Raw genomic sequence first — 23035 nt, forward strand, 5'->3', positions numbered from 1 at the left:
CTCCATGCCTGCGCGGTGGCCGTGACGCGCGAGCACGGCGGTGTGTTTCCGGACAAGGAAGAGGGGCTGCGCGCGCTGCCGGGCATCGGGCCCTATACGGCGGCCGCGATCGCCGCGATCGCGTTCGACCGCCGCACCATGCCGGTCGACGGTAACATCGAGCGCGTGGTGTCGCGCCTGTTCGCCGTCGAGGAGGAGCTGCCGCAGGCCAAGCCGCTGATCCAGCAACTGGCGGCGACGCTGCTTGCGGACGCTCGCGCCGGCGACGAGACGTCTCGCGCCGGCGACAGCGCGCAGGCGCTGATGGATCTGGGCGCCTCGATCTGCACGCCGAAGAAGCCGGCCTGCTCGCTCTGTCCGCTCAATGAGGATTGCACCGCGCGTGCGCTAGCGACGCAGGAAACGTTTCCGCGCAAGGCGCCGAAGAAGAGCGGAACGTTGCGGCGCGGTGCTGCCTTCGTCGTGACGCGCGGCGGCGAGCTGCTGGTCCGCTCGAGGCCCGAAAAAGGCCTCCTTGGCGGCATGACCGAGGTGCCGGGCTCGGACTGGCTGGCCGGCCAGGAGGACGCGACGGCGAAGCAGCAGGCGCCCGAGCTGAAGGGGCTGTCGCGCTGGCAGCGCAAGGTGGGCGTCGTCACCCACGTCTTCACGCATTTTCCGCTGGAACTGGTGGTCTACACGGCGAAGGCCGAAGCGCGCACGCGCGCGCCCGAAGGCATGCGCTGGGTGCCGATCGCGACCCTCGCCGGTGAAGCGCTGCCCAACGTCATGCGCAAGGTGATCGCGCACGCGCTGGACCCTTCAGCGGCCCCACCTTCCTGACAGCACGCTGGCAGCAGCGCTACGCTATCAGCGCCCGATACGGAGGCTGCCAATGGTCAGGACCGCACTCGACAACTTCAAGAGGCCGCCCTGCGCCGAGTTGCTCGGATGGCGCCTGCTCGATGCCCGTCCGGAGGAGGGCTGGATCAGGCTCGCCTTCGAGGGCAAGCCCGAGTTCTGCAATCCGGCGGGCTTCATCCAGGGCGGCATGCTTTCGGCCATGCTCGACGACACCATGGGGCCGGCCGTGCTGGTGATGAGCGAGGGCCGGCTCTACACCACCACGATCAGCATGACCGTGAATTTCCTCAGCCCCGCAAGGCCCGGCCCGATCATCGGTGAGGCCAAGGTGACGCAACTCGGCAAGACGATTGCGTTCGTCGAGGCGAAGCTGATGGCCGAAGACGGCACGGTGCTGGCGACGGCAACGGCGAGTGAACGGTTGTTGGAGGCGCCGAGGGTGGTAGGGAAATAGACTCGCTCTTTCTTCCCTTCTCCCCTTGTGGGAGAAGGTGGCGCGAAGCGCCGGATGAGGGGTCTGTCTCCGCAAATTCAAATGCGGATTGGACTCGCGGAGAGATACCCCTCACCCAAGTGAGCCCGCATCTGCCAGCGTCGCTGCCCTCTCCCACAAGGGGCGAGGGCGCATTTATGCGCATCTCGCTTTGAGCGAGAGCATCACACCTTCGCGCGCGCACCTGCGCTCACGATCGGCGGCTTCGCATTCAGCGCCTCGACCTGGAAGCCTGCGACGCGCTTGTAGTTGGCGGCGACGTCTTCCAGCTCCTGCTGCGACAGCACGTCGGTGACGACGTCGTAACCATCCGGCGCGCGCTCCTCGACGAGCTGCATCACCTGCTCGGGGCCGTTCTTGCGGTTGAGCAGGACGAGGTCGGTGGTCGCGGGCCTGCGCTCGGCCTCATAGGCGAGCAGCGCCGCGGTCGTTGGGCCATGCGCCAGGATCTCGCGGGTGATGGTGCGGGCATCGAGGATCGCCTGCGAGGCGCCGTTCGAGCCGATCGGGTACATCGGATGCGCGGCGTCGCCCATCAGCGTGACGCGGCCAAAGGTCCATTGCGACACCGGATCGCGGTCGACCAGCGGGTATTCGTAGGCGTGCGGGCAGTTCTTGATCAGGCCGGGGACGTCGAGCCAGTCGAACTGCCAGCTCTCGAACCAGGGCAGAAACTCCTCCAGCCGCGCGGTGCGGTTATAGTCCTCGCGCCGCCACTGATAGGTCGGCGGCATGTGGCGCTCGGCAACCCAGTTGATCAGATGGTTGCCCGCCGCATCCGGCGCCTTCGAAATCGGATAGCAGACGAATTTCAGGATCTCGTGCCCGGCCATAATCATGGTGCGGCCGGTGAGGAAGGCTTTTGACGGCGTGACGCCGCGCCAGAGGATGCGGCCGTTCCAGATCGGCGGTCCCTCCTGCGGATAGAGCTTTTCTCGCACGGCGGAATGGATGCCGTCGGCGGCGATCAGGATCGCACCCTCGTAAGTGCCGGCGGCCTTGCCGCTCGCCTTGTCGATGAAGTCGGCGCGGACGCCGCCCGCCGTCTCGGTCCAGCCGGTCAGATGGTGGCTGGTCAGGATGTTGTCGCGACCGAGCCGCTCGACCGCAGTGTCGAGCAGGAGCTGCTGGAGCGTGCCGCGATGGATCGAGAATTGCGGCCATTTGTAGCCGGCCTCCAGCCCGCGCGGCTCGCTCCAGATCGGCTTGCCGTGCTTGGAGAAATAGGCGAGCTCGCGGGTGCGCACGCCGCTTTCGTCCAGCCGGTCCATCAGCCCGAGCTCGATCAGCTCGCGCACCGCATGCGGTAGCACGTTGATGCCGACGCCGAGCGGCTTCAGTTCCGCGACGCTCTCGAACACTTTTACGGGAACGCCGATTCCGTGCAGGCTGAGCGCAAGCGTCAGCCCGCCGATGCCGCCACCGGCGATGAGTACGGTCATGACAAAACCCCTCCGATTGCGGGCGTCTTGGCACAGGCGGGCGGCGGTGGGCAACTGCGAAGAGCAAAGCACCTAGAACAGCGTGCTATGGACCTGGCGGCCCGCAGCCGTTAGTTTCCAATTTTCCCATGAGGTCCGACATGCTCAAGCTCTACTACGCCACCGGCACCTGCGCGCTCGCCACCTACATGACCCTGGAGGAGGCCGGCGCCGACTACACGGCTGAACGGCTGAGCTTCAAGGATAACCAGCAGAACAGCCCGGACTATCTCGCGATCAATCCGAAGGGCCGCGTGCCGGCGCTGGTGACCGATCGCGGCGTGCTGACCGAGACGCCTGCGATGCTGGCCTACATCGCGCAGACCTTCCCCAAGGCGAAGCTCGCCCCGCTCGACGATCCCTTCGACTTCGCCCAGGTGCAGTCGTTCAATTCCTATCTCTGCTCGACCGCGCACATCAACCATGCCCACAAGATGCGCGGTGCGCGTTGGGCGACGCAGGAGAGCTCGTTCGCCGACATGAAGGCGATGGTGCCGAAGAGCATGGGCGCCTGCTTCTCCTTGATCGAGCAGAAGATGTTCAAAGGTCCCTGGGTGATGGGCGACCAGTTCACAATCTGCGATCCCTACCTCCACACGCTCTCGCTCTGGCTCGAGGGTGACAGCGTCGACATCAACGCGACGCCGAAGATCGCCGATCACTTCAAGCGCATGTCAGACCGCCCCGCCGTGCGCAAGGTGATGGACGCGCAGAAGGCGTAAGGAACGGCGGCTACATATTCCCCTGTCGTCCCGGGCAAGCGTCAGCGCAGACCCGGGACCCATAACCACAGGGAGAAGTTGTGACACGAGCTGACAACCACGAGTCTTCGCCAAACCGCGCCCTGTGGTTATGGATCCCGGATCGGCGCTCCGCTTCGCTGCGCTTGTCCGGGACGACACCATTTGTTTTGAAGCTGCGTCCTACCCAGCACGCCGTTCCTTCTTCTCCAATTCCCGTCCCGTCGCCAGCATCAGCCGCCGCAGCCAGATCGAGCCCGGATCCATCTGTGCGCGGGTCGGATGGAACATGAACTGCTCGTCGATCCCGGGATCGAGCGGCGGCGTCACCGTGACGAGGCCGAGCTGTTTCGACAGCGCCGCGATCAGCCGGCGCGGCACGAAGGCGACGAGGTCGGTGCGGGCGGCGACGTGCAGCGCTTCGAGATAGCCTGACACCACCAGCGAAATGTGCCGCTCGATGCCCTTGGCTCGCAGCCAGGTGTCGATGAGATCCTCCGGCTGGCCGCGGATGATCACGCCGACATGGCGTGCCGCCAGGAACGTCTCGCGCCGCTTCAGCTTCGCAGCCATGGGATGGCCGCGCCGCACTGCAAGCGCGTCGCTGTCGGTGTAGAGCAACTGGCGGTGAAAGCCCTTGAAGGCGTTGCCGATCGAGATCACGAGGTCGATGGTGCGGGCGAACTCGGCGTGAAAGATCGCAGGGCCCCGCCACGGTACGACGTCGATGCGGACGTTGGGCGCGGCCCGCGTCACCTTCTCCATCAAGGGCGGCATCAGCAGCTCGACCGCGAGATCCGGCATCATCAGGCGGAATTGCCGCTCGCTGCGCGCGGCATCGAAGTCGTCGAGTATGAACAGCCCGCGCACCTGGTCGAGCGCCTGGGCCAGCGGTGCGCGGAGGGCTTGCGCCCGCGGCGTCAGCTCCATGCGCGCGCCGGTGCGCACCAGCAGCGGATCGCCGAAGATGTCGCGCAGGCGTTGCAACGCATGGCTCGCGGCCGGCTGCGACAGCCCGATCCGAAGCGCGGCCCGGCTGACATTGGCCTCGCGCAGCAGCGCGTCGAGCGCGGTCAGGAGGTTAAGGTCAAGCGAATTCAAATTCATGAGGCGAATAGATATCATATCCACTATCGATTTGAAGAATTCTTATCCGGCAAGGATGATCTCCGTGTTGCCACCAAACGGAGATGCCGTCATGAGCGCGAGCACCAATAAGAAACTGATGCAGGATATCTTTGCCGCCGCCGCCAATCCCGATCCGGCCGCGCGCGACCGGGCCCTGTTCACCGCAAGCCTCGCCGACGATGCCAGATGGGTCGTGACCGGCCAGTATTCCTGGTCGCGCACCTTCACCGGCAAGGAGGCGATCCTCAACGATCTGCACGGTTATGTGCGCACCCGCTTGCGCGACCGGACCCGCACCGTAGCTCACTGTTTCATCGCCGATGGCGACGTCGTCGTGGTGGAAGCCAAGGGCGACAACGTCACGCCCGAGGGCGTTCGTTATGACAACGACTACTGCCTGGTGTTTCGCCTCGAGGACGGGAAGATCAAGGAGATCCGGGAATATTGCGACTCGACCCTGACCGAGAAGGCGCTCGGTCCGTTTCCGCAGACGCCCGTGAGGGCCGCGAGCTGACCGCATCGAGGACCATCTCGTCCGCCGACCGGTGCCGTCGGCCCCGGTCGGCGATGGTCGTGTCGATCTGGCGCAGGCTGGCAGCGATTGTCCGTATCAGGCGCGAACGGTCCCGGGCCCGGTACCAACTCGCCGCCATGAGCGAACGGGAGCTTCAGGACTGCGGCATGACCCGGGCGGAGATCGCGTACGAACTGAGGAGACCGGTGCGACGGAGTTAGACAAACGAACGAGATCCAGGCGCCGCCTGCCTCCCATTTTATCGTAGCCGGGGGAACCTTCGGGTTCCGCCGGGCGTTTGCTCGGTTCGGAGGCAATCGCGCCCCCGGCATCGCACGCGTTTGGGACATTTCATGCTGGCTGGGGTTTCGGACGTTTCAACACAGGTGGGCCGCAGCTTTTCCGGACTCCGCGAACGATTGAGAGATGCGACTGCGAATGCGCACCGGGAGCTCGATGCGCAGCTTTCGTCGTTCGACCTCACAGTCCTGTCCGGTTACCGCCGCTTCCTGCAGGCCAGCGCCGGCGCACTTCTTCCGCTCGAAGCTGCGCTTGTGCAGGCCGGCGTCGCCAAGATGTTTCCGGATTGGCGGGAGCGGGCGCGTAGCGCCGCGATCGCGGCCGATCTCGCGCAGCTCGGCAGCGCCGCACAATCCACCGTGTCCGTGCAGCCGCTGACGCGCAGTGGCATGCTCGGCACGTTGTACGTTCTGGAGGGCTCCCGGCTCGGCGCAAAGTTTCTGCTGAAGGCGGTCGCGGATGCGGGCGATCCGCTCATCCGCGAGGCCACCGCCTATCTCAGCCATGGCGCGGGCAAACGGCTCTGGCAGAGCTTTCTGGCAAAGCTTCAAAACGACGAGGCATGCGACGAGGGCGAGGTGATCGAGTCGGCACGTCTCGCGTTCGCGGCCTTCGAGCAGGCGGCGGACCGCGCATGAACGAGGCGGTCAATCTCACCAATTGCGATCGCGAGCCGATCCACATCCCCGGCAGCGTCCAGCCGTTCGGCTTCCTGCTCACGGTGCTGTCGGATTTCACGATCTGCATGGCCTCCGACAATGTCGACAGCTTTCTCGGGACCGACGTCGCCGACCTGCTCCGGCAGCCGTTGTCGCGCGTCATCTCGGAAGCCGCCGTCGAGACCATTCGCAGCCGCGTCGATCATCTCAGCGGCCCCGATACGACCGAGCGCATGTTCGGTGTCGAGCTCCAGCCCGGCAAACCGCCTTACGATCTCTCCATCCACTTCTCCGGCGCCTATCTGGTCATCGAGGCGGAGCCCAGCGTCAACGAGCCCGGCGTCAATTCCGGCGAGCTCGTCCGCCTGATGCTGGAGCGAATCCGCAAGACGCGCGGCATGACCGAGCTCGCCCGCGAGGCGGCGCGCCAGCTCAAGGTCCTGACCGGGTTCGACCGCGTCATGGTCTATCAGTTTCATCCGGACGGATCGGGCGAGGTGATCGCTGAAGCTGCGGAAGCCGGCCTCGAACGGTTCCTCGGCCTGCACTACCCGGCCTCCGACATCCCCAAGCAGGCCCGCATCCTTTATCAGCGCAACTGGCTGCGCATCATCGCCGATATCAATTCGAAGCCAGCCGCGTTGTTTTCGACGGCCACGCACAATGCGGGGCTGCTCGATCTCTCCATGAGCGTGCTGCGCTCGGTCTCGCCGATTCACATCGAATATCTGCGCAACATGGGCGTCGGGGCCTCGATGTCGGTGTCGATCCTGCGCGACGGCAAGCTGTGGGGCCTGTTCGCCTGCCATCATTATTCGCCGCGCTACATCTCGTTCGAGAAGCGCACCGCGTCCGAGCTGTTCGGGCAGATGTTCTCCTGGATCGTGGAGGGGCGCGAGCGTGAGGGCAACGTCGCCTATGAGATGCGCGCCCACCAGGTGCAGGAGCGGTTGATCGAGACCGCGGCCTCGCACGAGCACAGCCGGCGCGCGATCGTCGACTTCCTCGGCGACTATCGCGGGATGATCGATTGCGACGGCGTGGCGGTATGGTCCGACAACAAGATCACGCTTCAGGGCCAGACGCCGACCGAGGACGAAGTGAAAGAGCTGGTCGCCTTCATCAACCGGACTTCGCCGGGACGGATTTTCGCGAGTGCCGAGATTGCCAAGGTCTATGCTGCCGGCCAGTCCTTTCGCGACCGCGCGGCCGGATTCCTCGCCATTCCGATCTCACGGACCCCGCGCGATTGCCTGATCTTCTTCCGGCGCGAGGTCGTGCGCTCGGTGAACTGGGCCGGCGCGCCCGACAAGGTCTATGACGAGGGTCCGAACGGACCGCGCCTGACGCCGCGCAAGAGCTTTGAGCTCTGGCAGGAAACGGTAGCCGGCCAGTCGAAACCGTGGTCCACGGCCGACATCCGCATCGCCGAGAGCCTGCGCGTCACGCTGCTCGAAGTGATCCTGCAACTGTCCGACCTTGCCGCCCGCGAGCGTCGCGGCGCTCAGGAGCGGCAGGAGTTGATGATCGCCGAGCTCAATCACCGCGTCCGCAACATTTTGAGCCTCGTCCGCGCGCTGGTGGCGCAGAGCAAGGACACCGCCACGTCGGTCGAGGAGTTCGCCGGCGTGCTCGGCGGTCGCATCCAGGCCTTGGCTCGCGCCCACGACCAGATCACCAATTTGAACTGGGCGCCGGTTGCGCTGCGCTCGCTGGTCGAGTCCGAGGCCGGCGCCTATCTCGGCGCGCGCGCCGGCCGCGTGAAGATGGGCGGGCCCGACGTCGCGCTCGATCCCAAGGCGTTCGCGACGCTGGCGCTCGTCGTGCACGAGATGATGACCAATTCCGCCAAATACGGCGCGCTCGCGGATTCCACCGGCCAGGTCGAGGTGGTCTGGCGGCTCGATCCGAATTCGAGCCTCGAGATCGAGTGGAAGGAGAGCGGCGGGCCGCCGGTGCAGCCGCCGTCGCGCCGCGGCTTCGGCACCACCATCATCGAGCGCTCGGTGCCGTTCGACCTCAAGGGCGAAGCCGAAATCCGCTTCGACCTGCTGGGCGTCCAGGCCAAATTCGTCATCCCGCCCAATTTCGTCGAACTGGTCCCATCAATCGCAGGAGCCGCCATGCGCGTCGAGGAGCAGCAACCCGCCCGTCCGCGAATTTCCGAGACGGCACTGATCGTCGAGGACAATCTGATCATCGCCATGGCGGCGGAAGTCATCCTGCTCGATCTCGGTGCCCGCCATGTCGATACTGCAGCGAGCGTCGACCAGGCGTTGCGCGCGATCGAGCGCACGCGTCCGGGTTTTGCGCTGCTCGATCTCAACCTCGGCAACGAGAGCAGCATCAAGGTGGCCGAGAAGCTGAAGGAGATCGGCGTGCCCTTCATGTTTGCGACCGGCTATGGCGAGCGCGCGCCGATCCCGGAAGAGCTGGCGTCCGCGCCGGTGGTCCAGAAGCCCTACACGCTGGAAGTCGTCGAGAACGCGCTCGGCAAATTGCAGGGGACGGTCGCTCAATAGACATCCATCCCGGCGACGCGTGCAGCGCTCTGCAAGCGGCTGCGGGCTTTGCGCCGAAACCTGCGCAACTGCCGATAAAATCAGCAGGTCCTGTGCGGGCCGGCGCACACATGCGCGAAAAATCGGAAGGTTCAATTAACGAGTGTCCCTCATTGTACCGCGGTGCAGCGTGGGTGCCGAAAAGCGACTCGCGGCTGCCGGGGGTGGCCGTGACGATTGCCGGGGTCGTTCGTCCGCCCGAATTCACATGCACCTGGGTGGACAGTGGGAATGCCGAACTTTCGTTTGCGGATCAGGGGGCGCCTGTACGCAGGCTTCATGGCCTTGGTGGCGGTTGGTCTCGTGATGGCGGTGGTCGCCATCTGGAATTTGCGGTCCGTGCAGGACCAGGTCGCAAAGGCTTCGGCGTTTTCGGACAGCACGGCGCGGGTCCTGGAGGTCTCGACCCATCTTCAGGCGATCCAGCGCGCCAATCTGCGCTACATCTACGACGCCAGCGAGCCCGCAATGAAGGAGGCCGCAGAGCGGGAGACCGCGGCGACCGAGCTGTTGAAGGTCGGGGCGCAGGGGACGCTCTCCGAGGAGCGGCGGAAGCTCTACAACGATCTGATCGCCGACATCGCGAAAATGCGAAGCTTGCGTGACAATCTCGGCGACGCCGTCAACGAGGCGCGGACGGGCAAGGCTACGCTGCTGCCGAGCGGTGACGAGCTGACTGTCAAGATGGGCAAGCTGGTCGATGTGGCGCGCGCAGCCGTCGACGAAGACACCGGGGCCCTCGTTGCGGACCTCGAATCCAGGCTCCTTCTCGTCCAGATCGCGAACTGGCGTTTCCTGGCCCTGCGCGACAGCAAGGGGCCCGCCAACTTCAGAACCAATGTGGACAGGGCGTCGCAGCGCCTCTCGGCACTCGAAAAGAGCCCGCAGGCGACCGAACTGCGCACGACGCTCGCGCCGGTGAGGACCTCGCTCGGAATCTACAAATCCGCGTTCGAGACGACGTCGGCCGCGATGCTCCAGGCCGACGAGATCTACCACAAGAGCCTCGCGCCCCTCATCGTCGACAGCATCGCCAAGCTCAAGGTCGCGGAAGTCGCCTTGAAGAAGGACTACAAGGAGTCGCGCAGCCAGGCCGAAGCCGTGATTGACGGCACGACCACGGTACAGGCGATCGCGGGCGGACTCGCCACCCTGTTTGGATTGATCGTCGCCTTCCTGATCGCCCGCAGCATCGTCGGTCCCCTGACGTCGATGACGCGAGCGATGGGGCTGCTGGCCGGCGGCAATCTCGAGGTCGAGATTCCCGGGCGCGGCAAGGCCGACGAGATCGGCGACATGGCCAAGGCGATCGAGGTGTTCAAGACCAACATGATCGACACCGAACGGCTGCGCACGGAGCAGACCGAGACCGAGGCGCGGCAGGCGGAGAGCCGCAAGGCCGACATGGTCCGGCTCGCCGACCAGTTCGAGCAGGCGGTCGGCGAGATCGTCGACACCGTGTCGTCGGCATCGAACGAGTTGGAGGCGTCGGCGGGCACCCTGACGACGACCGCGACGCGCGCGCAGAATCTGTCGACCGAGGTGGCCTCGGCGTCACAGGAGGCCACGGCCAATGTGCAGGCGGTGGCGTCCGCGACCGAGCAGCTGTCCTCCTCGGTCACCGAGATCGCCCGCCAGGTGCAGGAATCCGCCCGGATCGCCAACGAGGCCGTCGGGCAGGCAAGCAGGACCAATGAGCGCGTCGGCGAGCTGTCCAAGGCGGCCGCCCGCATCGGCGACGTGGTCGAGCTGATCAGCACGATTGCCGGCCAGACCAACCTCCTGGCGCTGAACGCCACCATCGAGGCCGCGCGCGCCGGCGAGGCCGGCCGCGGCTTTGCGGTGGTCGCCTCCGAGGTCAAGGCGCTGGCCGAGCAGACCGCGAAGGCGACCGGCGAGATCGGCCAGCAGATTTCGAGCATCCAGGCCGCGACCGAGCAGTCGGTCGGCTCCATCCGGGAGATCAGCGGCACGATCGAGCGGCTCTCGGAAATCTCGTCGGCGGTTGCCGCCGCCGTGGAAGAGCAGGGCGCGGCGACGCAGGACATCTCCCGCAACGTCCAGCAGGCCGCCCATGGCACGCAGCGCGTCTCGATCAATATCGGCGACGTCCAGCGCGGCGCCTCCGAGACCGGCTCGGCCTCCTCGCAGGTGCTCTCGGCGGCGCGCTCGCTGTCTTCAGACAGCAACCGGCTGAAGCAGGAAGTCGCGAAGTTCCTGAACTCGGTCCACGCCGCCTGACCGGCGCGGACCCGCAAAAGCAAAGGTCCACGCGCATGCGCGTGGACCTGCCATAGCGGCGTGGTGGGATGAGGACATCGCTCGCGCGCGCCACCGCTTGATGTCCGGAATACGGTGGTGTCTTCGTCGGCTTCTCCGTATTCGACACCGGTAAAATACAGCCGCAATTAACAATTGTTCCGCATTGTACGGCAGCGCAGCGCGATTCTCGCAGGCGTGGCTGCAATGATCAGTCGTTGCAATCGCGCCAAGGTCGTCGGCTGCTTCTGCTTTTCTGCTGCAATGGGTGGACAGTGATGCCGAGCTTGCGTTTGAGAATTCGGGGGCGTCTCTACGCCGGATTTTCGGTTCTCGTGGTCGTTGGTTTGATCATGGCCGCGGTTGCGGTCTGGAATTTGTGGGCCGTCCAGGGCCAGATGGCGCGGCTCTCCGCGCTCTCGGACAACACCGCCCGCGTTCAGGAAATCTCGATCAACCTCCAGGCGCTGCGGCGTGCCAATCTGCGTTACATCTATGACGCCAACGAGCCGGCCTTCAAGGAGGCTGCGGAGCGGGAGGCGGCGACGGCCGAGCTGTTGAGGGCCGCGGCCAAGTCGACGGTCTCCGAGGAGCGGCTCAAGATCTACAATGGCCTCGTCGGCGACGTCGACAAGATGAAGTCCCTGCGCGAGCGCATGGGCGCTGCCGTCAACGAGACGACGAAAGGCAAGGCCACTTTGCTCGCCGGCGGCGACGAGCTCACCGCTAACACCGGCAAGCTGGTCGAGGCCGCGGGTGCAACCGGCGACACCAGCGTGACCGCCCCCGTCGCCGATCTCGAATCCAAGATCCTCCTTGTTCGTGTCTCAAACTGGCGCTTCCTCGCCGTCCGGGACGCGAAGGGGCCGGCGACCTTCAGGACCAATGTCGATCGGGCGCAGCAAGCACTCAAGTCACTTGAGGGGGCCGGTCTGCCGGACGAGGTCAAGGCCGCGTTCGGGCCGATCAAGAGTTCACTTTCGACCTACAAGGGGGCCTTCGAGACGACATCCGCCGCAATCCTCCAGGCCGATGAAATCTACCGCAACGAGATCGCTCCCTTGATCAGCGATAGCGTCGACAAGCTCAAGGTGGCGGAGACCGGATTGAAGGCCGACTACCAGAAATCGCGCGCGGCCGCCGATGGCGTCATTGCCAGCACGACCTGGATTCAGGAAGTCGCCGGCGGCCTTGCGGTCCTGTTCGGCGGCCTCGTCGCCTTCCTGATCGCGCGCAGCATCGTCGGACCGCTGACCACGATGACCCGGGCGATGGGAGCCCTCGCCGGTGGCGATCTCAAGGTTGAGATCCCCGGCCGCGGCAATCGCGACGAGATCGGCGAGATGGCCAAGGCGATCCAGGTGTTCAAGGAGAGCATGGTCGAGACCGACCGCCTGCGCCACGAGCAGGTCGAGGTCGAGGCGCGGCAGGCGGAGAGCCGCAAGGCCGACATGCGAAACCTGGCCAACCAGTTCGAACGAGCCGTCGGCGAGATCGTCGACACCGTGTCGTCGGCATCAAACGAGCTCGAGGCTTCCGCGGGCACCCTGACCACGACGGCCAGCCGCGCCCAGGATCTCTCGACGGAAGTCGCCAGCGCCTCCCAGGAGGCTTCGGCCAATGTGCAGGCCGTTGCCTCGGCGACCGAGGAGCTGTCCTCCTCGGTCTCGGAGATCGCCCGTCAGGTGCAGGAATCCGCCCGCATCGCCAGCGAGGCTGTGGGTCAGGCAACGCGGACCAACGAACGGGTCGGTGAGCTCTCCAAGGCCGCCGCCCGCATCGGCGACGTGGTCGAGCTGATCAGCACGATTGCCGGCCAGACCAATCTGCTGGCACTGAACGCGACGATCGAGGCGGCGCGTGCGGGCGAGGCCGGTCGCGGCTTTGCTGTGGTCGCCTCCGAGGTCAAGGCGCTGGCCGAGCAGACCGCGAAGGCCACGGGCGAGATCGCCCAGCAGGTCTCCGGCATCCAGGCCGCGACGGAGGAGTCGGTCGGCTCGATCCGGGAGATCAGCGGCACCATCGAGCGGCTGTCGGAGATCTCGTCGACGGTTGCTGCGGCCGTGGAAGAGCAGGGCGCCGCCACACAGGAAATCTCCCGCAACGTCCAGCAGGCCGCTCACGGCACGCAGCGCGTCTCGACCAATATCGGCGACGTGCAGCGCGGCGCCTCCGAGACCGGCTCGGCCTCCTCGCAGGTGCTCTCGGCGGCGCGCTCGCTGTCTTCAGACAGCAACCGGCTGAAGCAGGAAGTCGCAAAATTCCTGAGCTCGGTCCACGCCGCCTGAGCCGCAAACGCAAAAGGCCACGCGCATGCGCGTGGCCTCCAAGAGCTGCGTCGCGCGATCAGGCGACTTTCGTCGTCATGTGCTTGAACATGTTGGCGCGCGCCTCGTCGTCCATCTCGGCCTTGAAGGTGAATTTGTCCTTCAGGGCAATCGCACGCGCCGCTGCCGGCCGCGCCGAGATCTCGTCCACCAGCCGCTTCACGTTCGGGTAGCGCGCAAAGGCATCGTCGCCGAGCTTGAACGGCACCATCCGCGCCCAGCCCCACAGCGCCATGTCGACGATCGAATAGCCGTCGCCGACCATGTAGCTGCGGCCTTCAAGGTGACCGTCGAGAATCTTGTAGTGGCGATCGGTCTCGTACTGGTAGCGGTTATGCGCGTAGTCGTGGTTCTGGTCCTTCGGCGCAAAATGCTTGAAGTGCACGGCCTGGCCCGAATACGGCCCGACGCCGGTGGCAATGAACATCAGCCATGACAGCGTCTCGCCGCGGACGTTGGCGGCGGGGAGGAATTTGCCGGTCTTCTCGGCGAGGTAGAGCAGGATGGCGTTCGAGTCGAACACGATGGTGCCGCCATCGTCGATCGCCGGCACCTTGCCGTTCGGATTGATCTTCAGATAGTCCGGCGCGAACTGCTCGCCCGTGCGGGTGTCGATCTTGACCGGCTCGAAGGCCAGGCCGGCCTCTTCCAGATAAAGCGCGACCTTGGTCGGGTTCGGCGATCCGTTGAAATAGAATTTGAGCATGTTTGTCTCCCCGATTCCCTTCTTAGAGAATGAATGCAGCGTCGCGGCCTTCTGTGCCTGAACATGGCCTGGGAGAGCAACCGGCGAGTTTGCCGGGCGGTGTCTGCGCGGTACGCAGATCAGCCGGCGTAACAAGGGCCGATCGCCGCCGTAATGGCGGTTCAAGTCCGGCTGAGCCGTTCCCGCAGGAATTCGATGAAGCGCTGCGTCTTGGCTGGCAGCAGGCGCGTCTCGGTGACTGCGTAGACGGTGACGGGCGAGCCCTGCCATTGCGGCATGATGCGACGCAGCCGGCCATCCGCCACTTCGTCGGCCACGATCTCTTGCGGCAGAAAGGCGATGCCCATGTCGAGCGTTGCGAGGCGGCGGATCAGTCCCACGTTGTTGAGCCGAAAACGGCCGCCGACGTCGGTCTGCTCCATCTGCGTGCCGCTGTGTAACGTCCACGCACTCACCTTCGTCATGCACAGGCATTGATGATGGGTGAGGTCCGCAGGTTCATGCGGCTCGCCGTTGATGTCGAGATAGCGCGGCGAGGCGTAGAGATATCCCGGCATGCGGGCGAGCGGCCGCGCGATCATGTGGGACGGCTCTGATTCTCCGACGCGGATCGCCAGATCGAACGGCTCCGATACGAGATCGACACGTCGCGGCGTCAGGTCGAATTCGAAATCGATGTCGGGATATTGCTGCGCGAATTCGCCGATCAACGGTGCGAGGTAGGTGTTCGCGAAATCCACCGGCAGCGAGACGCGGAGCATGCCGCTCGGCTGCGCCAGCATCCCGTCCAGTTGCTCGTGCGCCAGGCGCGCCTCGTCCACGATGCGCTTGCAGCGCTCGAAGTAGATCTGGCCGGCTTCGGTCAATTCGATCTTGCGGGTCGTCCGGTTCAACAGGCGAAGCCCGATCTCCTTCTCCAGGAGATCGATCCGGCGCGACAGCGTCGAATTGGGCATGTCGAGGGTCTTGGCGGCGCGACGGAAGCCGCGGGCCTTCGCGACCTCCACGAACAGCGCCATATCGTTCAGCAACGCCATTTCATTATTCCATCAATGGATCAATCAGTTCCAATTTACGGTATTTATTCCATTGAGTGGAAGGTCCATCTGCCCTTTGCTGACATTGCAGGGCGAGCCATCCATGAAACGCGTAGAACTCGACAAGAACCTGAAGGTGAATCCGCCGGCGCTCGAAGGCCTCAGGCTCGCTGGATTGAATGTGGCGGTGATCGGCGGTACCGGCGGCATCGGCCGGGCGTTCAGCCGCCAATTGGCGGCCAAGGGGGCGCGTGTCATCGTCGTCGGCCAGACGTTCCGAGATCAGAACGTGCCGGGCATCGCATTCATGCAGGCCGATCTGAGCTTGATGCGGGAAGCCAGGCGGATCGGCCGTGAGCTTCCCGCCGAGACGCTCGACATCGTCGTCTTCACGACCGGCATCATGGCGGGGCCCAGGCGTGAGGTGACCACGGAAGGCATCGAACGCGATCTTGCCGTCAGCTATCTGAGTCGCTTCGTCATCCTGAACGCGATCGCCTCTCGTCTTGGAAAGGACAGGGCCACGGCCACATTCAAGCCTCGGATATTCGTCATGGGATTCCCCGGGACGGAGCAGAGGGCCGATGTCGGCGATCTGAATTCGGAACGGAGCTACAAACGGTTCGCAGCCCACTCGAACACCGTGGCGGGCAACGAAGTGCTGGTCCTCGAGGCCGCCAGGCGCTTTGCCGATGTCGATGTGTTCGGTCTCAATCCCGGCTTCGTGAAGACCGATATTCGCGCCAATCTGCTCGGGTCGCGTGCGCTCGTCTCGCTGATCAACTGGCTGACCAGCTTCATGATGGTCGAGCCGGACGCCTATGCCGAGCGACTGGTGCCGCTCCTGGTGTCGCCTGATCTCGACGGCCGCAGCGGTGTCATGTTCAACAACAAGGCCGAGGCGATCCTGCCGAGCCCTTCGTCTGCGGAGCGATCCTACGCGACGGCGCTCATGGATGCCTCCGATCGATTGATCGCACGTCTGGCGCCGTGAGGCCGCACCTCGACGCTCAACTGGAATAGACCAGGCCGACGACGGCGATGACGATCATCCCGGCGCCGACAGCGTCCAGCCGCATCGCGAGCCGCGTGGCGGCGTGCATGCTGGAGGCCCGCGCCTTGCGCTCCGATCCGCGCGCGTAGCCGTGTACGATGACGTCGTGATTGAAATTGTCATGCGCCTCGTTGCTGCTGGCGAGCCCGACGCAGACCATCAGCACGCCGAAGATCGCGAGGCCGAAAAAGCCGAGCAGGGCGATCAGGAACATAGGAAACATGCCGAGCAGGAAGATCGGCAGCAGCGGCACCAGCAGCAATGTCTCGGACTGTCGTCGCATGGGAGCCGGACCGGTCAGGACGGGGCTGATCGGTGAAATCTAGTCCTGACTGTGGCGGCATTCAAGGAGCCGTAGGGTGGGCAAAGGCGCGAAGCGCCGTGCCCACCGCGTCGCTTGCGGCATATTCCAAGGTGGTGGGCACGCTTCGCTTTGCCCACCCTACGGGACCGCGGAGAAAACTACTCCGCCCCGATCCCCGCACGGATCTCGGCGCGGAACTCGTCGATCAGCTTGAGACCTTTCTTGGTCTCGACATGCCAGAAGGTCCAGCCGTTGCAGGCTTGCGCCCCTTGCGCCACCGCGCCGATGCGATGGATCGAGCCGACCTTGTCGCCGAACATGATGGCGCCGTCGGCACGCACCAGCGCACCGAGCTTCTTCTTGGCGTCGAACAGCTTTGTGCCGGGCATGATCATGCCGCGCTCGATCAGCTCGGAGAACGCGACCCGCGGCGCTTCGCGCGCGGTCATGAACGGGGCGAGGCTTTCTTCCGGCAGCGGCTCGATCGCAGCGATGCGGGCTTCCGCCGCCTTGGCATAGGTCTTGTCGCGCTCGAAGCCGATATAGGAGCGGCCGAGACGCTTGGCGACAGCACCCGTGGTGCCGGTGCCGTTGAAGGGATCGATCACGAGATCGCCGGGCTTCGACGACGACAGCAGCACGCGCGCGAGCAGGCCTTCCGGCTTCTGCGTCGGATGCACTTTCTTGCCGTCGGCGCCCTTGAGGCGCTCCTCGCCGGTGCAGAGCGGGATCAGCCAGTCGGACCGTGCCTGCACGTCTTCGTTCGCCGCCTTCAGCGCTTCGTAGTTGAACGTGTAGCCCTTGGCCTTCTCGTCGCGCGCGGCCCAGATCATGGTCTCGTGCGCGTTGGTGAAGCGGCGGCCGCGGAAATTCGGCATCGGGTTCGACTTGCGCCAGACGATGTCGTTCAGGAGCCAGAAGCCGAGGTCCTGCATGATCGCGCCGACGCGGAAGATGTTGTGATAGGATCCGATCACCCAGATCGTCGCCGACGGCTTCATCGCGCGGCGGGCGGCAAGCAGCCAGGCGCGGGTGAAATCGTCATAGGCGGAGAACGAATCGAACTTGTCCCAGTCGTCGTTGACGGCATCGACATGGGATTCGTCGGGGCGCTTCAGATCGCCCTTGAGCTGGAGATTGTAGGGCGGATCGGCGAACACGAGGTCGACCGAACCGGCCTGAAGCTTCGACATCTCGGCGACGCAATCACCGAGGATGATGCTGTGCGAAGCGGACTCAAAATTTGTGCGGGGCGCCCTTGCAGACGCCCCGCGACGCGACACTACCATGACTCAAGAACTCTGACTCAGGCGACGCTGTCGGCGACGCGGGACCAAACAACCGACTGACCGTTACAATGGAGCGGCAAAGTAAAAATCGACTTAACCCGCCGCTTTCGTGAGCATCCCTCGCATCGCGCATGGCGCGCGTTTCGCTCTGCGCATTCGTCGTGTTTTCCAGTGTATTTCGTATTTCTTCGCGTTGCGGGAGCAGTCAGGTCGCCAAATTTCTCTCGGAAAAAATTGCACGACCCCGGAAAAAATTGCTGGCATCGGCATGCTGTCGCACTAGGCAATAATTGCCGAGCGGGATATTGATTAACGCATTGGAAATTTTACGTGTGTGGCGCGTTGAGCTTTCGCGCTTCTGCGCCCAAATGACGCCAATTGAGGACTGAGGGAAACCCGCCATGCGTTATGATGATTTCCGCCGCAGCGACGACATTGAGGATCGCCGCGACGGCGGTGGCGGCATGGGCGGCGGCGGAGGCGGGTTCGGCCTGCCGATGGGCGGCGGCGGTCTAGGCATCGGCACCATCATCGTGCTCGGCCTGGTCGGTTATGCCTTCGGCATCGATCCGCGCATCCTGATCGGCGGCGCCGAGATCCTCACCGGCGGCGGCCAGGCGCCTTCCTACCAGACCGATCGTCAGTCGACCTCCGCCAAGCGCGGCGCGCCGACCGACGAGATGGGCAGCATGATCTCCGGCATCCTCGGCGAGATCGACGACCGCTGGAGCGAAATCTTCCAGGCCAGCGGCCAGTCCTACACCGGTCCGAAGGTCGTGCTGTTCCGCAACGTCACCAATGGCGGCCGCTGCGGCCGGGCAGAGTCGGCGATGGGGCCGTTCTACTGTCCGCCGGATCGTACCATCTTCCTAGACACCAGTTTCTTCCGCGAGGTCGAGACGCGCTTTCGCGGCTGCTCCGGCAAGTCCGCCTGCAACTTCACCACCGCCTATATCATCGCGCATGAGGCCGGCCATCACATCCAGAACCTGCTCGGCATCATTCCGCGCGTGACGCGGCTGCAGCAGCAGGCCGGCAGCAAGGCCGAGGCCAATGCGCTCCAGGTGAAGGTCGAATTGCAAGCCGATTGCCTGTCCGGCGTCTGGGTCAATCGCGAGTCGAAGAAGCGTCCGAACTTCCTCGAGCCCGGCGACATCGACGCCGCGTTGACCACGGCGAGCGCGATCGGTGACGACACGCTGCAACGCCAAGCCACGGGACGCGTCGTGCCCGATTCCTTCACGCACGGCTCGGCGGCGCAACGCAAACAGTGGTTCATGACCGGCTACCAGCAGGGCACCGTCCAGGCCTGCAATACGTTCGGCAACGGGTCGTAGTCGCCAGGACTTCGTGCCCCGGACGCAGCGCAGCGCTTCTTCAGCGGTGCGCTGCAGAGCCGGGGCCCACAATGCCGGTCTCTCAGCTCTGGGTCCCGGCTCTGCGACGCACCGCTGACGCGCGGCATCGCGTCCGTGACACGAGAGGAAGGACCAATGGCCTCCATCGACGAGTCAAAACAATTCATCCCGCTCAACATCGCGGTGCTCACCGTCTCTGACACGCGCGCGCTCGCCGACGACAAGTCCGGCCAGACGCTGGCCGACCGCCTCACCGCGGCGGGCCATCATCTCGCTGCACGCGAGATCGTCACCGACGACGTTGAGGCGATCCGCGCCGTCGTCCGCCGCTGGATTGCTGATGCCGGCATCGACGTCGTCATCACCACCGGCGGCACCGGTTTTACCGGACGCGACGTCACGCCGGAGGCGATCGAGCCGCTGTTCGAGAAGCGCATGGACGGCTTCTCGATCGCCTTCCACATGCTGAGCCACGCCAAGATCGGGACGTCGACGATCCAGAGCCGCGCCACCGCCGGCGTCGCCGGCGCCACCTACATCTTCTGCCTGCCGGGCTCGCCCGGCGCCTGTCGCGACGGCTGGGACGGCATCCTCGCGGCCCAGCTCGACTACCGCACGCGCCCCTGCAATTTCGTCGAGATCATGCCGCGCCTGGACGAGCATCTGCGAAGGGCAAAGGCGCAGGGCGCGACGGTGTAAGTGCGGACGCTGATGATTTTTCTTCCCTTCCCCCCTCATGTCCGCCGAAGCCTTGGCGAAGGCGGATGTGGGGGAAGGTGGCGCGAAGCGCCGGATGAGGGGTATCTATCGGCGAGTGCGATGCGAGAGAGTTGCGTCCGTAGAGACATACCCCTCACCCAAGTGAGTTCGCATCTCCCAGCGTCGCAGCCCTCTCCCGCAAGGGGAGAGGGCACAATCATGCGCATCGCGCCCGCTGCGCCAGTGATAGCGACTAGCTCTTCCGTCGCAGCGAGCCCCACACCACGCGCCACATAGTCCGGCACGCTTCCGCGTGCAGCCGTCGTGCGCGGCGCTTGTAGAGATCGACGAGCTCTCCCGTGATGAGTGCGTGCCGCCGCATCAGAGATCGCGCTCCCAGGTTTCGCCGGTGAGGTTCTGGCCAAAACTGCGATGCGGCTCGGTGGCGGTCAGCTTGAAACCTGCATCCTGATAGATTTTTCGCGCGGCGACCAAATTGCTCTGCGTCCACAGCGTCATCCGCCGATAGCCGCAGGCGCGCGCGAAAGAGACGCATTCGGCGACCAGCCGCTGGCCTAGCCCCTGTCCGCGTGCGGCCGGATCGAGCAGCAACAGGCGCAGCTTGGCGACGTCGTCGCTAGCCTTGACCAGAAATACCGAGCCGACCGGCCGGCCCTCGATGTCGGCGATCCAGCAGCGCTCGCGCGAGGCATCGTAGGAGGTCATGTATTTGGCGACGATCTCGGCCACCAGCGCCTCGAAGCCGGAGTCGAAACCGTATTCGCTGGCGTAGAGCGCGCCGTGGCTCTGCACCACCCAGCCCATGTCGCCCGGGCGGGGCTCGCGCAGGGTCGCGCGCGGGGATGGCGTGCGCGGCATGGCGAGCAGCCGCTCGATCGTCTCCATCGCACCGGTGAGCTTGCTGCGCTCCTCGCCCGGCAGCGGCCGCAGCATCGCGGCGACGTCGTCCTGGGACGAGCGTTCGAGCCTGGCGAACGCCTGGCGGCCCTTCGCGGTCAGGCTCAGCTGAACCTGCCGGCGGTCGCTCGGAAGCGGCTTGCGCGCGATCAGGCCGCTCTCGTCGAAGTTCTGCACGATGCGGCTGAGATAGCCGGCGTCAAGCCCGAGTGCGATACCGATCTCCTTGGCCGACTGCTCGCCACCATGGGCCAGCTCGTAGAGCACGCGCGCCTCGCTCAGCGAGAACGGGCTCTTCAGGAGTTGTTGGTCGAGCACGCCGAGCTTCTGGGTGTAGAAGCGGTTGAAGGCGCGAACCGCCTCGACCTGGTCGTCAGCGACCTGTTCGGTCGAAGAGGGGCCGGATGGCGAAGAGCTGGATGACGAAAGGGCTGATGGCATGGGTCACCTCAATACTTGCCATTGTCAAACAATTATTTGACTTTGGCAAGTATCAGATCGGTGACGTCAGCCGACTATGACGATCCGGCTGCGCAGCATGGTCCGGGACGAGCGGCCGAGCCGCCGGAGCAGCCGCGCCTCGGAACGGCGGGCCTGGGGCGGGTAGCCGCCGATCCGGTCGTAATGATCGCGCGCGATCAAAAGTCCCTGATCGCCGAGGGGGCCGACGAGCTTGCGCACCACGGCACGGAGCATGTCGCGGAATCCGGTATCGGCGTAGGGCGAGCGCGCGTAGCGGAACACCGCCGCACGATCCCGGCCACTGGTCGCGACGGCCTGGATGAATTGGGTGGTCTCCTCGATCCAGCCGGTTTCCAGCACCGCGCCGGCGGGGAGGAACATCAGCCACGGCGAACGGGCCTGGAGCGCGCCGGCGGCAAGCGCGGCGCCCTGCGAGGATCCCTCGAAGCCGATGAAACGGCAGCCTGCAACGTCCGCAACGCGCTCGATGACGCCGTTGCGGGTGCCGTCGACCAGCAGCACTTCGCGGATGACGCCCGCGGCGGCGCCGGGCACCAGCGCGGCGAGGGTTGCGACCGCCGTCTGTTCGACGCCTTCGGTCGGAATGATGACGCTCAGCATGATTGAGGCTTCGGTGTCCGCACTTCGGGAGAAGCGTAGCTCGTTATGATATTGTCATAAACACGCGGCATCGCCGAGTGCAACTTTTGGACGGCGCTTCGGTCTGCAATGGTAAGCCACGGGCAGTCCATCGCACCCGAATATGTCGCACGCGGGGTGGCGTTGTTGCCGAATGTTTCGGCGAATCTCGTTTTCGTGAACCTCAAACGGGGCATTCTCTGCCGATAGGATCGGGACGAGGACGGCAGGTCCGCAAGGCTGCACCGGCAGTCTGACACAAACCTTGCGACGGGAAAAACGTGCAACGCTCGCCGCGCAAAGTGAGATAGTCCAGTGAACGCAGATCAACTTCCCGTTGGCATAACGCCAACATCGCCGAAGCCGGAAGCCGCGCCGATCTTGCGGATTCGCGCCGTGATGCTGGGCGAACGCATCAATCCGTCCGGGCTCGAGCTTGGCGCACCTGTCTCCTCGACGCCTGCTGCCTTCCGCGTCCATGCCGGGCTCGTCGTGATCTTCCGCTACGGCGTCGTGGTGCTGATCGGCCTCCTCCCTTCGGAGGAGAAGGTGCTGATCGACAGCCTGAAACCGCGGGTGACCGGCGAGCTCAGCCCTTTTGAAGAGGAGATCGCACAGGCGCAGCTCTGCAAGGATGAGAACGCCGAGGCGATCCAGCCCGGCGGGCCGATCTGCCTCGCCAAATTCTCCGACGATCGGCTGCTGATCGTTGCGGACGCGCTCGCCAAGAGCACCTCGCTCGCCCGCGACGAGCGCCGCGTCGCCGCGGTTTTCGACGTGATCGAGCCCTTCGCGCGGGGGCTCGCTGAGCAGGGCCGCACGCCGCCCCGGCGCAAGGGCATCCTGCAACTGATCGGCAATGCGCTTCTGGTCCAGCAGCGCGTCGCCGGCCGTGTCGCGGTGGCCGAGAAACCGGACGTGCTCTGGGAGAAGCCCGAGCTCGACCGTCTCTATGCCCGTCTCGAAGACGAGTACGAATTGAAGGAGCGCCTCGACACGCTCGAGCGCAAGCTCACCGCGGTCTCGGAAACCGCCAACGCGCTGACCGACATCATCGACACCCAGCGCTCGCTGCGTCTGGAAATCGCAGTCGTGGTGCTGATCGTGATCGAGGTCGTGATCGGGTGCATCCAGATCCTGTCGGGCACGCATTAGATCGGCCTGAGATCGGCCTGCACGCCACTGTGCGGGCGGGGAACCGTCGTTCATGTAGATGAACGTTGATCCAAATCAAAGGCACGAAGCTCCAGCGCACGAGACTTCG

The 23035-nt window shown here is 65.1% G+C and carries 22 protein-coding genes; 13 read left to right on the forward strand and 9 right to left on the reverse strand.

Annotation, left to right across the window (positions count from 1 at the left end):
- On the forward strand, positions 1-822 hold an 822-nt coding region (locus AC1DW2_RS23860), incomplete at its 5' end, for an A/G-specific adenine glycosylase (protein ID WP_477007221.1).
- Between the two features lie 52 nt (positions 823-874).
- On the forward strand, positions 875-1297 hold the full coding sequence (locus tag AC1DW2_RS23865) for a PaaI family thioesterase (protein WP_477007222.1): 423 nt from the start codon (positions 875-877) through the stop codon (positions 1295-1297).
- A gap of 203 nt (positions 1298-1500) precedes the next feature.
- Here the strand turns inward: AC1DW2_RS23865 and AC1DW2_RS23870 are convergent, their stop codons facing one another.
- Positions 1501-2778 (reverse strand): flavin-dependent oxidoreductase, encoded by a 1278-nt coding sequence (locus AC1DW2_RS23870; RefSeq protein WP_477007223.1) that lies wholly within the window; start codon positions 2776-2778, stop codon positions 1501-1503.
- 140 nt (positions 2779-2918) lie between these two features.
- On the opposite strand from AC1DW2_RS23870, the gene AC1DW2_RS23875 reads away from it, so the two are divergent.
- Entirely contained in the window at positions 2919-3539 is a 621-nt protein-coding gene (locus AC1DW2_RS23875; protein ID WP_071917660.1) for a glutathione S-transferase family protein, read from the forward strand.
- A gap of 201 nt (positions 3540-3740) precedes the next feature.
- Here the strand turns inward: AC1DW2_RS23875 and AC1DW2_RS23880 are convergent, their stop codons facing one another.
- Positions 3741-4664, reverse strand: coding sequence for a LysR family transcriptional regulator (locus tag AC1DW2_RS23880; RefSeq protein ID WP_477007224.1), 924 nt, complete (start codon positions 4662-4664; stop codon positions 3741-3743).
- A gap of 91 nt (positions 4665-4755) precedes the next feature.
- On the opposite strand from AC1DW2_RS23880, the gene AC1DW2_RS23885 reads away from it, so the two are divergent.
- The 6 genes from AC1DW2_RS23885 (at position 4756) to AC1DW2_RS23910 (ending at position 13266) form a co-directional block, all read left to right on the forward strand.
- Entirely contained in the window at positions 4756-5199 is a 444-nt protein-coding gene (locus AC1DW2_RS23885; protein WP_477007225.1) for a nuclear transport factor 2 family protein, read from the forward strand.
- Between the two features lie 53 nt (positions 5200-5252).
- Positions 5253-5420, forward strand: coding sequence for a YjiS-like domain-containing protein (locus AC1DW2_RS23890; RefSeq protein WP_477007226.1), 168 nt, complete (start codon positions 5253-5255; stop codon positions 5418-5420).
- Between the two features lie 132 nt (positions 5421-5552).
- Complete coding sequence (locus AC1DW2_RS23895; protein WP_477007227.1) at positions 5553-6137, forward strand: biliverdin-producing heme oxygenase; 585 nt, start codon at positions 5553-5555, stop codon at positions 6135-6137.
- On the forward strand, positions 6134-8680 hold the full coding sequence (locus AC1DW2_RS23900) for an HWE histidine kinase domain-containing protein (protein WP_477007228.1): 2547 nt from the start codon (positions 6134-6136) through the stop codon (positions 8678-8680). Before AC1DW2_RS23895 ends, AC1DW2_RS23900 begins: the two co-directional genes overlap by 4 nt.
- Before the next feature lie 270 nt (positions 8681-8950).
- The gene (locus AC1DW2_RS23905) at positions 8951-10960 is read left to right on the forward strand and encodes a HAMP domain-containing methyl-accepting chemotaxis protein (protein WP_477007229.1); all 2010 of its coding nucleotides are present in this window, start codon (positions 8951-8953) and stop codon (positions 10958-10960) included.
- Between the two features lie 296 nt (positions 10961-11256).
- The gene (locus tag AC1DW2_RS23910; RefSeq protein ID WP_477007230.1) at positions 11257-13266 is read left to right on the forward strand and encodes a methyl-accepting chemotaxis protein; all 2010 of its coding nucleotides are present in this window, start codon (positions 11257-11259) and stop codon (positions 13264-13266) included.
- Between the two features lie 58 nt (positions 13267-13324).
- Here AC1DW2_RS23910 and AC1DW2_RS23915 read toward each other — a convergent pair whose 3' ends face one another.
- Positions 13325-14011, reverse strand: coding sequence for a glutathione S-transferase family protein (locus AC1DW2_RS23915; RefSeq protein ID WP_477007231.1), 687 nt, complete (start codon positions 14009-14011; stop codon positions 13325-13327).
- A 161-nt stretch (positions 14012-14172) separates the two neighbouring features.
- Entirely contained in the window at positions 14173-15048 is an 876-nt protein-coding gene (locus tag AC1DW2_RS23920) for a LysR family transcriptional regulator (RefSeq protein WP_477007232.1), read from the reverse strand.
- Between the two features lie 103 nt (positions 15049-15151).
- Here AC1DW2_RS23920 and AC1DW2_RS23925 point away from each other — a divergent pair, with 103 nt between their 5' ends.
- Positions 15152-16042 (forward strand): SDR family NAD(P)-dependent oxidoreductase, encoded by an 891-nt coding sequence (locus tag AC1DW2_RS23925; RefSeq protein WP_477007233.1) that lies wholly within the window; start codon positions 15152-15154, stop codon positions 16040-16042.
- Between the two features lie 16 nt (positions 16043-16058).
- Here the strand turns inward: AC1DW2_RS23925 and AC1DW2_RS23930 are convergent, their stop codons facing one another.
- A complete protein-coding gene (locus AC1DW2_RS23930) occupies positions 16059-16385 on the reverse strand; it encodes a hypothetical protein (protein WP_477007234.1) in 327 nt (108 codons plus the stop codon).
- 179 nt (positions 16386-16564) lie between these two features.
- Positions 16565-17695 (reverse strand): site-specific DNA-methyltransferase, encoded by a 1131-nt coding sequence (locus AC1DW2_RS23935; RefSeq protein ID WP_354120996.1) that lies wholly within the window; start codon positions 17693-17695, stop codon positions 16565-16567.
- A 401-nt stretch (positions 17696-18096) separates the two neighbouring features.
- Here AC1DW2_RS23935 and ypfJ point away from each other — a divergent pair, with 401 nt between their 5' ends.
- Together ypfJ and moaB are read left to right on the forward strand one after the other, a co-directional pair.
- Positions 18097-19032, forward strand: a complete 936-nt coding sequence (gene ypfJ / locus AC1DW2_RS23940; RefSeq protein ID WP_476076306.1) for a KPN_02809 family neutral zinc metallopeptidase — start codon at positions 18097-18099, stop codon at positions 19030-19032.
- Positions 19033-19188: 156 nt separating this feature from the next.
- Entirely contained in the window at positions 19189-19752 is a 564-nt protein-coding gene (gene moaB, locus AC1DW2_RS23945; RefSeq protein WP_085402539.1) for a molybdenum cofactor biosynthesis protein B, read from the forward strand.
- 253 nt (positions 19753-20005) lie between these two features.
- Here moaB and AC1DW2_RS23950 read toward each other — a convergent pair whose 3' ends face one another.
- The 3 genes from AC1DW2_RS23950 to AC1DW2_RS23960 all read right to left on the reverse strand — a co-directional run bounded on the left by AC1DW2_RS23950 (position 20006) and on the right by AC1DW2_RS23960 (position 21753).
- Positions 20006-20134, reverse strand: a complete 129-nt coding sequence (locus tag AC1DW2_RS23950) for a hypothetical protein (protein ID WP_275552127.1) — start codon at positions 20132-20134, stop codon at positions 20006-20008.
- Positions 20134-21111 carry a bifunctional helix-turn-helix transcriptional regulator/GNAT family N-acetyltransferase gene (locus AC1DW2_RS23955; RefSeq protein ID WP_477007235.1) on the reverse strand — a complete coding sequence of 326 codons (978 nt, stop codon included), beginning with the start codon at positions 21109-21111 and terminating at the stop codon, positions 20134-20136. Before AC1DW2_RS23955 ends, AC1DW2_RS23950 begins: the two co-directional genes overlap by 1 nt.
- Positions 21112-21177: 66 nt before the next feature.
- A complete protein-coding gene (locus AC1DW2_RS23960) occupies positions 21178-21753 on the reverse strand; it encodes a glycosyltransferase family protein (RefSeq protein WP_477007236.1) in 576 nt (191 codons plus the stop codon).
- Positions 21754-22086: 333 nt separating this feature from the next.
- Between AC1DW2_RS23960 and AC1DW2_RS23965 the strand changes: the two genes are divergently transcribed.
- The gene (locus AC1DW2_RS23965) at positions 22087-22926 is read left to right on the forward strand and encodes an RMD1 family protein (RefSeq protein ID WP_477007237.1); all 840 of its coding nucleotides are present in this window, start codon (positions 22087-22089) and stop codon (positions 22924-22926) included.
- Positions 22927-23035 lie beyond the last annotated feature (109 nt).

It is taken from the genome of Bradyrhizobium sp. P3_C3, assembly GCF_056402655.1.